Consider the following 12,464-nt stretch of genomic DNA (forward strand, 5'->3'; position numbering starts at 1 on the left):
AAATTCGCAAGGTTCATATCAGACCGCTACCAGCACGATGGCGCCAATAACCAGCACGGCACCAGCAGCCATCGAAGCAGCGTACCAACGCAGTTGACCGGTCTCGGTGCGGCTCAGGGCAGTGTGACCACCCTTGGCCATACGCGGGATCAGACCGATGGTCTGGTCGAGCGGGTCTTTGCGCAGTACGTGGCTGATCGCCAGGTAAGGCTTGACGAACAGTTTGTCGTAGATCCAGTCGAAGCCCCAGGCAGCGAACCACCAGGCCGAAAGGAAACGGCCGATGCCGCTGTTGGCGATCGCCGTGACGAAGCGACGCTTGCCGAGGAACAGCAGCGCTGCCAGCAGGATGCCGGCGAGGGCGATGGCGCCCGAGGCGATTTCCAGACTGTGCTTGGCTTCGCCGCCGGCATGGCCAACGCTTTCTGGCAGCACGCCGTGCAGCGGTGGCACGATCATGGCGCCGACGAAAGTCGACAGCACGATCAGCACCGACAGTGGCAACCAGTGCGAGATGCCGTGACCGGCGTGGGCTTCGGTCTTGGCTTCACCGTGGAACGTGATGAAGATCAGGCGGAAGGTGTACAGCGAGGTCATGAACGCGCCGACCAGACCTGCGTAGAGCAGACCGTGGTTGCCGCTGGCGAACGCTTCCCAAAGGATTTCGTCCTTGGAGTAGAAGCCTGCGGTAACCAGTGGCAGGGCAGCCAGTGCCGCGCCGCCGACGATGAAGCTGGCGTAGGCCAGTGGCAGTTTCTTCCACAGACCGCCCATCTTGAAGATGTTCTGCTCGTGGTGGCAGGCAACGATCACCGCACCGGAAGCAAGGAACAGCAGGGCCTTGAAGAAGGCGTGGGTCATCAGGTGGAAAATCGCGCCATCCCAGGCGCCAACGCCCAGCGCCAGGAACATGTAGCCGATCTGGCTCATGGTCGAGTAGGCGAGGATACGTTTGATGTCGGTTTGTACCAGCGCGGCGAAACCTGCGAGAACCAGCGTCACACCGCCAACGATGCCGACCAGGTGCAGGATTTCCGGCGCCAGGGTGAACAGGCCGTGGGTACGGGCGATCAGGTAAACACCCGCAGTAACCATGGTTGCAGCGTGGATCAGTGCCGAAACGGGGGTCGGGCCGGCCATCGCGTCCGCGAGCCAGGTTTGCAGCGGCAGTTGCGCCGATTTACCGACCGCACCACCCAGCAGCATCAGGGTTGCCAGGGTGATCCAGAAGTCGCCGACCTGGAATTTCTGCGGTGCCAGCACCAGCAGTTCCTGGATGTTCAGCGTGCCGACTTGCTGGAACAGGATGAACAGGCCGATGGCCATGAACACGTCGCCGATCCGGGTCACGATGAAGGCCTTGAGGGCGGCGTTACCGTTGTTGCGGTTGCTGTAGTAGAAACCGATCAACAGGTACGAGCACAGGCCCACGCCTTCCCAGCCGAAGTACAGGAACAACAGGTTATCGCCGAGCACCAGGAACAGCATGCTGGCGATAAACAGGTTGGTGTACGAGAAGAAGCGCGAGTAACCCGCTTCACCGCGCATGTACCAGGACGCGAACAGGTGGATCAGGAAGCCGACGCCAACGACCACGCCGAGCATGGTGATCGACAGGCCGTCGACGTAGAGGGCGAAGTCAGGCTTGAAGCCTTCGACCGCCATCCACTTCCACAGTACCAGCGTGTAATGACCGCCTTCGGGTGGAGCGACGTTGAATTGCCAGATGACGTAGGCGGCGACAATCGCCGACAAGCCAATGGAACCCACGCCGATCAGCGCCGAGAGGTTTTCCGACCAGCGTCCACGGGAGAACGACAGCAGCAGGAAACCGATCAGAGGGAATACGAAAGTCAGAAAGATAAGATTCATCCGCGCATCTCACTGGCAGCGTCGATATCGAGCGTGTGGAAGCGGCGATACAGTTGCAGCAGGATCGCCAGACCAATACTGGCCTCGGCGGCTGCAAGGCTGATCACCAGGATGAACATGATCTGTCCATCCGGCTGGCCCCAACGGGCGCCAGCAACAATGAACGCCAGTGCAGAGGCGTTCATCATCACTTCCAGACTCATCAACACGAACAAAATGTTGCGGCGGACCATCAGGCCGACCAGACCAAGGCAGAACAGGATGCCGGCGACCGCCAGACCATGTTCGAGAGGGATAGCAGGCATGTCTTACTCCTTCGCCTCGTTACGGCCCAAATGGAACGCCGTGACGGCTGCGGCGAGCAGCAGCATCGAGGCGAGTTCGACCACCAGCAGGTACGGGCCGAACAGGCTGATGCCCACGGCTTTCGCGTCTACGGTGGTGTGGCCGATGGCCTGACCGCTCTGGTGAGCGAACAGCACATACAGCAGTTCGGCCAGCAGCAGCGCGGCGAGAATCACCGGGCCGGCCCAGATGCCGGGCTTGAGCCAGACGCGTTCTTGCTGAACCGAGGCCGGGCCCAGGTTCAGCATCATCACCACAAACACGAACAGCACCATGATGGCGCCGGCGTAGGCGATCACTTCCAGCACGCCGGCGAACGGCGCGCCGAGTGCGAAGAAGGTCATGGCCACGGCGATCAACGAGATGATCAGGTAGAGCAGGGCGTGCACAGGGTTGGTGTTGGTGACTACGCGAAGCGTGGACACAACAGCGATACCCGATGCGAAATAGAAAGCGAATTCCATCGTTCTTCCTTAAGGCAGCAAGCTCTTCACGTTGATCGGTTCGGCTTCGTTCTGCGCAGCGCCTTTCGGCTTGCCAGCGATTGCCATACCTGCAACACGATAGAAGTTGTAATCAGGGTTTTTGCCGGGGCCGGAGATCAACAGATCTTCTTTCTCGTACACCAGGTCCTGACGTTTGAACTCGGCCATCTCGAAATCCGGGGTCAACTGGATTGCGGTGGTCGGACAGGCTTCCTCGCAGAGACCGCAGAAAATGCAGCGCGAGAAGTTGATACGGAAGAAGTCCGGGTACCAGCGACCGTCTTCGGTTTCAGCTTTCTGCAGCGAGATGCAACCCACCGGGCAAGCCACGGCGCACAGGTTGCAGGCAACGCAACGCTCTTCGCCATCGGGGTCACGGGTCAGGACGATACGACCACGGTAGCGTGGTGGCAGGTAGACCGCTTCTTCCGGGTATTGCAGGGTGTCGCGCTTGCGAAAGCCATGGCCGAAGACCATGACCAGGCTGCGCAACTGGGTACCAGTACCCTTAACGATGTCGCCAATATATTTGAACATGGGTCAAATCCTCACTGAACCGCGACTGCAGGCGTGTTCCACAACACGACCGCAGCGGTCACCAGCAAATTGATCAGGGTCAGTGGCAGGCAGAATTTCCAGCTGAAATCCATCACCTGGTCATAACGCGGACGCGGAATGGAAGCGCGCAGCAGGATGAACAGCATGATGAAGAACGCGGTCTTCAGTGCGAACCAGACGAACGCCAGTTGCGGCAAGATGCCGAACGGACCGTGCCAGCCACCGAAGAACAGGGTGACCAGCAGCGCCGAGATCAGGATGATGCCGATGTATTCACCGACGAAGAACATGCCCCATTTCATACCGGCGTATTCAATGTGGTAACCGTCGGCCAGTTCCTGCTCCGCTTCCGGCTGGTCGAACGGGTGACGGTGAGTCACGGCGACGCCAGCGATGAAGAAGGTACAGAAGCCGAAGAACTGCGGAATGATGAACCACAGGTTCTGCGCCTGGTACTCGACGATGTCGCGCATGTTGAACGAGCCGACCTGGACCACGATGCCCATCAGGGCCAGGCCCATGAACACTTCGTAGGACACGGTCTGCGCCGAGGCACGCAAGCTGCCGAGCAGGGCGAACTTGTTGTTACTCGACCAGCCGGCGAACAGCACCGCGTAGACCGACAGACCGGCCATGGCGAAGAAGAACAGCAGGCCGATGTTCAGATCCGCGACGCCCCAGGTCGGGGTGATCGGGATGATCGCGAAGGCGATCAGCAGGGCGGACATCGCCACCACCGGTGCCAGGGTGAAGATCACCTTGTCGGCAAACGGCGGGGTCCAGTCTTCCTTGAAGAACATCTTCAGCATGTCGGCGGCGATCTGGAACATGCCGAACGGGCCAACGCGGTTCGGACCGTAACGGTCCTGCCACCAGCCCAGCAGGCGACGTTCGACAAAGCTGAGCAACGCGCCCGCGACCACCACGGCCAGCAGAATCACGATGGCTTTGACGACCGAGAGGATCACATCGATCACTTCAGGGGTGAACCAGGTCATTGCGCTGCCTCCTGCAGACCGTCGACGGATACGCCGGCGAATGCCGGTGGAATGCCGGCGATGCCCGCAGGCAATGCCACCAGACCTGCGCCCAGTTCTTCATTGATACGCAGCGGCAGACGCAGGGTCTGACCGGCCACGTTCAGGCTCAGCAGGGCACCGTCGTTGACGCCCAGACGATCCGCTTCCGACTTGGCCAGAGCCACGTACGGAGCCGGAATGCGCTCTTGAACCGGCGCGGCTTTCGAAGAGTTTTCTTCGCTGCCGAACAGGTGGAAGAACGGCACGGCTTGCCAGGTGCCCGGCGCCGGGTTGAATGCGCGCGGTGCTGCAGCGAACCAGTTCAGCGAATCACCGGTGCTTTCGATCAGGCGAGTGCCCGGGTCGCCTGCACGGATGTGACCACCAACTTCGTCCTGGAACTTGTTCCACGCTTGTGGCGAGTTCCAGCCCGGCGACCATGCAAATGGCACCTGCTGACGCGGTTCGGCAGAGCCCGAGTAACCTTCCATGGAGAAGGCAAACGCGGTGTCTTTGTCTTGCGGGGTGCGTGGTTCGTGAACGCTGATGTCGGCGCGCATCGCGGTGCGACCGGAATAACGCAGCGGCTCACGCGCCAGTTTCAGACCCTTGATGCGGAACGCCGCCGACGGTGCCGCGTCGACGATACGCGCCAGTTGCGCGGTGCTCGAAGCAACGGCAGCGGTGACGTGGTCGAGTTGCGTCCAGTCGATCGGCTGGTTCAGCAGGGTCGCGCGCAGGGCGTGCAGCCAGCGCCAGCCTTCGTGAACCAGGATGCTCGCATCCAGATACTGCGGGTCGAAAACCTGGAAGAAGCGCTGGGCGCGACCTTCCTGGCTGACCAGCGTACCGTCGCCTTCGGCGAAGCTCGCGGCTGGCAGAACCAGATGCGCGCGGTCGGTGGTGGCAGTCTTCTGATGGTCGGCAACGATCACCACTTGTGCAGCGTTCAGTGCCGCATCGACTTTTTCTTTGGCGGTGCGGGTGTACAGATCGTTTTCCAGCACAACGATCGCGTCAGCCTTGCCATCGATGACGGCTTGCAGCGCAGCATCCACCGATTCGCCACCGAGCATGGCCAGACCGAGGCTGTTGGCTTCCGGCACGATCAGGCTGATCGAGCCGTTCTTCTCGCGCAGCTTCAAGGCCTTGGCGATGTTCGCGGCGGCTTCGATCAAGGCTTTGGAGCCCAGCGAAGTACCGGCGATGATCAGCGGACGTTTGGCGGCGAGCAGGGCGTCAGCAATACGTTTGGCCAGTTCCAGTGCTTCAGCGTCCAGACCTTCAACGGCCGGCGCGCTGGCATCCAGAGCATGAGCAACGGCGAAACCGATGCGCGCCAGATCGTCAGGTGCGGCGTGTACACATTCTTCAGCGATGTCGTCGAGCTTGGTTTCAGCCAGGCTGGCGATGAACAGCGGGTTCAGCGCGTGCTGACCGATGTTCTTCACGGCGGCGTCGAGCCAAGGCTGAACGCGCATGGCTTCGGCCATGTCTTCAGCTTTGCCTTTGACCGATTGACGCAGCGACAGCGCCACACGGGCGGCGGTCTGGGTCAGGTCTTCGCCGAGGACGAAAATCGCATCGTGGTCTTCGATGTCGCGCATGCTCGGCACAGGCAGCGGGCTGTCGTTCAGCACTTGCAGGACCAGACGGATGCGCTCCAGTTCGGAGGCTTCGATGCCCGAATAGAAGTGCTCGGCGCCAACCAGTTCGCGCAGCGCGTAGTTGCTTTCAAGGCTGGCACGCGGCGAACCGATACCAACGATGTTGCGACCGCGCAGCAGGTCAGCGGCTTTATCCAGTGCGGCGTCCAGGCTGAGCTTGGTGCCGTCGGCCAGCAGCGGTTGACGTGGGCGGTCGGTGCGGTTGACGTAGCCATAACCGAAACGGCCACGGTCGCACAGGAAGTACTGGTTCACCGAACCGTTGAAACGGTTTTCGATGCGACGCAGTTCGCCGTAGCGCTCGCCCGGGGAAATGTTGCAACCGCTCGAGCAGCCATGGCAGATGCTCGGCGAGAACTGCATGTCCCACTTGCGGTTGTAGCGCTCGGAGTGAGTCTTGTCGGTGAACACACCGGTCGGGCAGACCTCGGTGAGGTTGCCGGAGAACTCGCTTTCGAGGGTGCCGTCTTCAACGCGACCGAAGTACACGTTGTCGTGGGCGCCGAACACACCGAGGTCGGTGCCGCCAGCGTAATCCTTGTAGAAACGCACGCAGCGGTAGCAAGCGATGCAGCGGTTCATTTCGTGGGAAATGAACGGGCCCAGTTGCTGGTTCTGGTGGGTGCGTTTGGTGAAGCGATAACGGCGCTCGTTGTGGCCGGTCATCACTGTCATGTCTTGCAGGTGGCAATGACCGCCTTCTTCGCACACAGGGCAGTCGTGCGGGTGGTTGGTCATCAGCCATTCAACAACACTGGCGCGGAACGCCTTGGATTCTTCATCTTCGATGGAGATCCAGGTGTTGTCGGTGGCAGGCGTCATGCAGGACATGACGATGCGACCACGGGTGTCGTTCTCGTCGGTGTACTGCTTGACCGCGCACTGGCGGCAAGCCCCGACGCTACCGAGCGCGGGGTGCCAGCAGAAATATGGAATGTCGAGGCCCAGCGACAGACATGCCTGTAACAGGTTGTCTGCCCCGTCGACTTCGAGCGCTTTGCCGTCTACGTGGATAGTGGCCATGGTTCAAAGGTCTTCGTTGGCCCGGTGTCAGCGGGCGTGGCTAATGGAATCTTGTTATCCGTGCGAATCAAACCAGCCTCGAAAGGCGTCATCGCAGGAGGCGAAGGGCCAGGCCCTTCACCTTATTAAGCGTTTACGCGCCGATTACGATCGGCCTTGCCAGAGGCGGGACGGCGGCGCTGACTGGCGCGATACCGGCTTCAAACTCTGGACGGAAGTATTTGATCGCGCTGCCCAACGGTTCCACGGCACCCGGTGCGTGTGCACAGAAGGTCTTGCCCGGGCCGAGGAAGTTGACCAGACCCAGCAGGGTCTCGATGTCGCCTGGCTGACCGCGGCCTTCTTCGATGGCCATCAAGAGCTTGACGCTCCATGGCAAACCATCGCGGCACGGGGTGCAGAAACCGCACGACTCGCGAGCGAAGAACTGCTCCATGTTGCGCAGCAAGGAGACCATGTTGACGCTGTCATCCACCGCCATGGCCAGGCCGGTACCCATACGGGTGCCCACTTTGGCGATGCCGCCGGCGTACATTTGCGCGTCGAGGTGCTCAGGCAGGAGGAAACCGGTACCGGCGCCACCTGGCTGCCAGGCCTTGAGTTTGAAACCGTCGCGCATGCCGCCGGCGTAGTCTTCGAACAACTCGCGACCGGTGACGCCGAATGGCAATTCCCACAGGCCAGGGTTTTTGACTTTGCCGGAGAAGCCCATGAGCTTGGTGCCCATGTCTTCGCTGCCTTCACGCGCCAACGATTTGTACCAGTCAACGCCGTCGGCAATGATCGCCGGCACGTTGCACAGGGTTTCGACGTTGTTCACGCAAGTCGGCTTGCCCCACACGCCAACGGCGGCTGGGAAGGGCGGCTTGGAGCGCGGGTTGGCGCGGCGGCCTTCGAGGGAGTTGATCAGTGCGGTTTCTTCACCGCAGATGTAACGCCCGGCGCCGGTGTGGACGAACAGCTCGAAATCGAAGCCGCTACCGAGAATGTTTTTACCCAGCAGGCCTGCAGCCTTGGCTTCTTCCACGGCACGGTTGAGGTGCTTGGCGGCGGTGGTGTACTCGCCACGCAGGAAGATGTAGCCACGGTAGGTTTTCAGCGCGCGGGCACTGATCAGCATGCCTTCGATCAGCAGATGGGGCAGTTGCTCCATCAGCATGCGGTCTTTCCAGGTGTTCGGCTCCATCTCGTCCGCGTTGCACAGCAGGTAGCGGATGTTGATGGATTCGTCTTTGGGCATCAGGCCCCACTTCACGCCCGTGGGGAAGCCTGCACCGCCGCGACCTTTAAGGCCTGCGTCTTTCACGGTCTGGACGATGGCGTCCTGATCCATGTCGGCAAAGGCTTTGCGCGCAGCGGCGTAACCGTTCTTGGCCTGGTACTCGTCGAGCCACACGGCTTCGCCGTCATCGCGCAGACGCCAGGTCAGCGGGTGAGTCTCGGCCGAACGCTGAATGCGGTTGGCGGGACCGAAAGATGTCAGGGTCATACGTAGCCCTCGAGCAGTTTGGCGACGCCAGCAGGCTGCACATCACCAAAGGTGTCGTCGTCGATCATCAGCGCCGGCGCCTTGTCGCAGTTGCCGAGGCAGCAGACAGGCAGCAGGGTGAAACGACCGTCGGTGGTGGTCTGACCCAGGCCGATGCCCAGATTGTTCTGGATTTCGCTGACCACTGACTCGTGGCCGCCGATGTAGCAGACCATGCTGTCGCAGACGCGAATGATGTGACGGCCAACCGGCTGACGGAAAATCTGGCTATAGAAAGTAGCCACACCTTCAACGTCGCTGGCCGGGATGCCGAGGATCTCGCCGATCGCGTACAGGGCGCCATCCGGCACCCAGCCGCGTTCTTTCTGAACGATCTTCAGGGCTTCGATCGACGCCGCGCGCGGGTCTTCGTAGTGATGCAGCTCGTGCTCGATGGCCGAGCGCTCGGTTTCACTGAGGGTGAAACGGTCTGTCTGGATAAGCGTGCTGTTCATGCTTAGCGGTCCACGTCGGCCATAACGAAATCGATACTACCCAGGTACGCAATCATGTCCGCGACCATGCTGCCTTTGATCACCGAAGGGATCTGTTGCAGATGCGGGAAGCTTGGAGTGCGGATCCGGGTACGGTAGCTCATGGTGCCGCCGTCGCTCGTCAGGTAATAACTGTTGATGCCCTTGGTCGCTTCGATCATCTGGAAGGATTCGTTGGCCGGCATGACCGGGCCCCACGAAACTTGCAGGAAGTGCGTGATCAAGGTTTCGATGTGCTGCAGCGTGCGTTCTTTCGGCGGCGGCGTGGTCAGCGGGTGATCCGCCTTGTACGGGCCTTCCGGCATGTTGCGCATGCACTGGTCGATGATCTTGATGCTCTGGCGCATTTCTTCGACGCGAACCATGCAGCGGTCGTAGGCATCGCCGTTGGCCGCCAGCGGTACTTCGAACTCGAAGTTCTCGTAGCCGGAGTACGGACGTGCTTTACGCAGGTCGAAGTCGCAACCGGTCGAACGCAGGCCAGCACCGGTGACACCCCATTCCAGGGCTTCTTTGGTGTTGTACTGGGCGACGCCGATGGTACGGCCCTTGAGGATGCTGTTCTGCAGGGCAGCCTTGGTGTATTCGTCGAGGCGTTTTGGCAGCCATTCAACGAAGTCTTTCACCAGTTTTTCCCAGCCGCGCGGCAGGTCGTGAGCAACGCCACCGATGCGGTACCAGGCCGGGTGCAGACGGAAACCGGTGATGGCTTCAATCACCGTGTAGGCCTTCTGGCGGTCGGTGAAGGTGAAGAACACCGGAGTCATCGCGCCGACGTCCTGGATGTAAGTCCCGAGGAACAGCAGGTGGCTGGTGATGCGGAAGAACTCGGCCATCATGATGCGGATGACGTCGACTTTCTCGGGCACCTTGATGCCGGCCAGCTTCTCGACCGAGAGCACGTACGGCAGGTTGTTCATCACGCCGCCGAGGTAGTCGATACGGTCGGTGTACGGGATGAAGCTGTGCCACGACTGACGCTCGGCCATCTTCTCGGCACCACGGTGGTGGTAGCCGATGTCCGGCACGCAGTCGACGATCTCTTCACCGTCCAGTTGCAGGATGATGCGGAACGCACCGTGCGCCGAAGGGTGGTTCGGACCGAGGTTGAGGAACATGTAGTCCTCGTTCGGGCCGGAACGCTTCATGCCCCAGTCTTCAGGACGGAAACGCGCGGCTTCTTCCTCAAGCTGTTGCTTGGCGAGGTTGAGGCTGAACGGATCGAATTCGGTGGCACGCGCCGGGAAGTCCTTGCGCAGCGGGTGACCTTCCCAGGTCGGCGGCATCATGATGCGCGACAGGTGCGGGTGACCTTTGAAGTCGATGCCGAACATGTCCCAGACTTCACGCTCGTACCAGTTGGCGTTCGGCCAGATGCTGGTGACGGTCGGCAAGCTGAGGTCGCTCTCGGACAAGGCGACCTTGATCATCACGTCACTATTACGCTCCAGCGACATGAGGTGATAGAACACGGTGAACTCGGCGTCGCTCGGCAGCCCTTGACGCTTGGTGCGCAGACGCTCGTCCACGCCGTGCAGGTCATAGAGCATGACGTACGGCTTGGGCAGGTTGCGCAGGAAAGTCAGGACTTCAACGAGCCTGGCGCGCGCGACCCACAGCACCGGCATGCCGGTACGGGTCGACTGAGCGGTGAACGCTTCGGCGCCAAAACGGTTGTTCAATTCAACGACCACATCCTGGTCGTCTGCCTTATAAGGCGGGATGTACAGAGCGCTGCCTGTAGTCATGGTTATTTTTTCGCTTTCGGTCAACGTAAAGAATGAAGCCAGCTTCTCGTTTCTTTTTCAGAACAGATCTGGATCAGACTTCGTCAGGGCTGCGCAGGTTGGTGACTGCGATTCGCTGTTCGCGGCGCTCTTCCTTCTGCGAAGGCATGTCGGCGCGATAAACGCCTTGATCGCCAACGACCCAGGAAAGCGGACGACGCTCCTTGCCAATCGATTCCTGCAACAGCATCAAGCCTTGCAGAAATGCTTCCGGGCGAGGAGGGCAGCCAGGTACGTAGACGTCCACGGGCAGGAACTTGTCCACCCCTTGAACCACAGAGTAGATGTCGTACATGCCGCCGGAGTTAGCGCACGAACCCATGGAGATAACCCACTTCGGCTCGAGCATCTGCTCGTAGAGACGCTGGATGATCGGCGCCATCTTGATGAAGCAGGTACCGGCGATAACCATGAAGTCGGCCTGACGCGGCGATGCCCGGATAACCTCGGCGCCAAAGCGCGCGATGTCGTGGGGCGCCGTGAAGGCGGTGGTCATTTCCACGTAGCAGCACGACAAGCCGAAGTTGTACGGCCACAGGGAGTTTTTACGCCCCCAGTTGACCGCGCCACTCAGCACGTCTTCCAGCTTGCCCATGAAAATGTTTTTGTGGACTTGATCTTCTAACGGATCGGCAACGGTTTCCCGTTCGCCAATCGGATATTGCTCGTTAGGAGCATCGGGGTCGATCCTGGTGAGATTGTATTGCATTGCCAAAGCCTCATTGTTTCAGCTTCGCCTGCCGCTTGCGACGAGCTTCCGGAGCCCAGTCAAGGGCGCCCACTCGGAACAGGTAGACAAGACCTGCCAACAGAATTGCTATGAAAACGAGAGCTTCGACGAATCCGGTCCAGCCGCTTTCGCGGACGGACACAGACCATGCAAAGAGAAAGAGGGCTTCGATATCGAAGATCACGAAGAGCATCGCGACCAGATAGAATTTGGCTGAGAGCCGCAAGCGGGCGCCACCGGTAGGTAGCATGCCCGACTCGAACGGTTCGTTTTTGCTGCGGCCCCAGGCTTTTGACCCAAGGAGGCTGGAGACGCCAAGCATGAAGGCACACAGGCCGACGACACCCAGAAGGAAAATGGCAAAGCCCCAGTTGTGGGCCATGAGTCCTGTCGCTTCGGGCATGCTGGTAATCCTTAACAGAGAGCAAAGGTCTCTGAGCTTGATAAAGAAATAGGCAGTGACGATATGTCGCAGCAATCAATCGCGCTGATTTTATGGCTAAACACCCTGCAAGTAAAATTCCTATAGCGAAATTATTTATTGGAATAAGGACATAGCGCATCTCCAATGCCCTGCAGCCCATGCGTAGCGGGCATTAGGCGGGTTTATGCAAATAATGTTTTGTAGGGAATGTAACGAACATAGTTGCGGCTAAATGATAATTAATATCGTTTGGAGTGGTTTTGTAACTGTTTAACGGGATGTCAGTTGGGAAGTTGTCTTACTTGCACGTTACTGCAAGTAGCGACGGCGCACGTTTTAGCTGATTTTTCTGACGGTTGTACCGCTCTGGATCAATGTTTTGTCTCCCGGGCTGAAGAGAAAACCTGTGGGAGCGAGCCTGCTCGCGAATGCGGTGGGACAGTCACCACATGTGCAAGCTGGCACAACGCATTCGCGAGCAAGCTCGCTCCCACAGGGGATTGGTGGCGTCTGGGAGATTTTCTCGGGCAAA

General features: G+C 59.9%; 11 protein-coding genes. All 11 read right to left on the minus strand.

What is annotated here, in order from left to right:
- Positions 1–18 precede the first annotated feature (18 nt).
- Positions 19–1,872 carry an NADH-quinone oxidoreductase subunit L gene (gene nuoL, locus A8O26_RS09565; RefSeq protein WP_007920175.1) on the minus strand — a complete coding sequence of 618 codons (1,854 nt, stop codon included), beginning with the start codon at positions 1,870–1,872 and terminating at the stop codon, positions 19–21.
- Positions 1,869–2,177: an NADH-quinone oxidoreductase subunit NuoK gene (gene nuoK / locus A8O26_RS09570; RefSeq protein ID WP_003223790.1), complete on the minus strand. Its 309-nt coding sequence runs from the start codon at positions 2,175–2,177 to the stop codon at positions 1,869–1,871. Before nuoK ends, nuoL begins: the two co-directional genes overlap by 4 nt.
- A 3-nt stretch (positions 2,178–2,180) precedes the next feature.
- Positions 2,181–2,681, minus strand: coding sequence for an NADH-quinone oxidoreductase subunit J (gene nuoJ / locus A8O26_RS09575; RefSeq protein ID WP_007920176.1), 501 nt, complete (start codon positions 2,679–2,681; stop codon positions 2,181–2,183).
- 9 nt (positions 2,682–2,690) lie between these two features.
- Positions 2,691–3,239 (minus strand): NADH-quinone oxidoreductase subunit NuoI, encoded by a 549-nt coding sequence (gene nuoI, locus A8O26_RS09580; protein ID WP_016987418.1) that lies wholly within the window; start codon positions 3,237–3,239, stop codon positions 2,691–2,693.
- An 11-nt stretch (positions 3,240–3,250) separates the two neighbouring features.
- On the minus strand, positions 3,251–4,258 hold the full coding sequence (gene nuoH / locus A8O26_RS09585) for an NADH-quinone oxidoreductase subunit NuoH (protein WP_007920179.1): 1,008 nt from the start codon (positions 4,256–4,258) through the stop codon (positions 3,251–3,253).
- Complete coding sequence (gene nuoG / locus A8O26_RS09590) at positions 4,255–6,969, minus strand: NADH-quinone oxidoreductase subunit NuoG (protein WP_064117788.1); 2,715 nt, start codon at positions 6,967–6,969, stop codon at positions 4,255–4,257. The genes nuoH and nuoG overlap by 4 nt, the downstream gene beginning before the upstream one ends.
- A 133-nt stretch (positions 6,970–7,102) precedes the next feature.
- Positions 7,103–8,458 carry an NADH-quinone oxidoreductase subunit NuoF gene (nuoF, locus tag A8O26_RS09595; protein ID WP_008082856.1) on the minus strand — a complete coding sequence of 452 codons (1,356 nt, stop codon included), beginning with the start codon at positions 8,456–8,458 and terminating at the stop codon, positions 7,103–7,105.
- The gene (gene nuoE, locus A8O26_RS09600) at positions 8,455–8,952 is read right to left on the minus strand and encodes an NADH-quinone oxidoreductase subunit NuoE (protein ID WP_007920186.1); all 498 of its coding nucleotides are present in this window, start codon (positions 8,950–8,952) and stop codon (positions 8,455–8,457) included. The genes nuoF and nuoE overlap by 4 nt, the downstream gene beginning before the upstream one ends.
- A gap of 2 nt (positions 8,953–8,954) precedes the next feature.
- Complete coding sequence (gene nuoC / locus A8O26_RS09605) at positions 8,955–10,739, minus strand: NADH-quinone oxidoreductase subunit C/D (protein ID WP_064117789.1); 1,785 nt, start codon at positions 10,737–10,739, stop codon at positions 8,955–8,957.
- A 73-nt stretch (positions 10,740–10,812) separates the two neighbouring features.
- Entirely contained in the window at positions 10,813–11,487 is a 675-nt protein-coding gene (locus tag A8O26_RS09610) for a NuoB/complex I 20 kDa subunit family protein (protein ID WP_064117790.1), read from the minus strand.
- Positions 11,488–11,497: 10 nt separating this feature from the next.
- Positions 11,498–11,911 (minus strand): NADH-quinone oxidoreductase subunit A, encoded by a 414-nt coding sequence (locus A8O26_RS09615; RefSeq protein ID WP_003223812.1) that lies wholly within the window; start codon positions 11,909–11,911, stop codon positions 11,498–11,500.
- Positions 11,912–12,464: the final 553 nt, after the last annotated feature.

This window comes from Pseudomonas fluorescens (genome assembly GCF_001648775.1).
Taxonomy (GTDB): domain Bacteria; phylum Pseudomonadota; class Gammaproteobacteria; order Pseudomonadales; family Pseudomonadaceae; genus Aquipseudomonas; species Aquipseudomonas fluorescens_M.

Excerpts from the sequence above, each read along its gene's own strand:
- nuoF (WP_008082856.1), bottom strand. The coding sequence starts at position 8,458 with ATGACCCTGACATCTTTCGGTCCCGCCAACCGCATTCAGCGTTCGGCC.
- nuoC (WP_064117789.1), bottom strand. The coding sequence starts at position 10,739 with ATGACTACAGGCAGCGCTCTGTACATCCCGCCTTATAAGGCAGACGAC.
- nuoJ (WP_007920176.1), bottom strand. The coding sequence starts at position 2,681 with ATGGAATTCGCTTTCTATTTCGCATCGGGTATCGCTGTTGTGTCCACG.
- nuoH (WP_007920179.1), bottom strand. The coding sequence starts at position 4,258 with ATGACCTGGTTCACCCCTGAAGTGATCGATGTGATCCTCTCGGTCGTC.
- nuoE (WP_007920186.1), bottom strand. The coding sequence starts at position 8,952 with ATGAACAGCACGCTTATCCAGACAGACCGTTTCACCCTCAGTGAAACC.
- A8O26_RS09615 (WP_003223812.1), bottom strand. The coding sequence starts at position 11,911 with ATGCCCGAAGCGACAGGACTCATGGCCCACAACTGGGGCTTTGCCATT.
- nuoI (WP_016987418.1), bottom strand. The coding sequence starts at position 3,239 with ATGTTCAAATATATTGGCGACATCGTTAAGGGTACTGGTACCCAGTTG.
- nuoL (WP_007920175.1), bottom strand. The coding sequence starts at position 1,872 with ATGAATCTTATCTTTCTGACTTTCGTATTCCCTCTGATCGGTTTCCTG.
- nuoG (WP_064117788.1), bottom strand. The coding sequence starts at position 6,969 with ATGGCCACTATCCACGTAGACGGCAAAGCGCTCGAAGTCGACGGGGCA.
- A8O26_RS09610 (WP_064117790.1), bottom strand. The coding sequence starts at position 11,487 with ATGCAATACAATCTCACCAGGATCGACCCCGATGCTCCTAACGAGCAA.
- nuoK (WP_003223790.1), bottom strand. The coding sequence starts at position 2,177 with ATGCCTGCTATCCCTCTCGAACATGGTCTGGCGGTCGCCGGCATCCTG.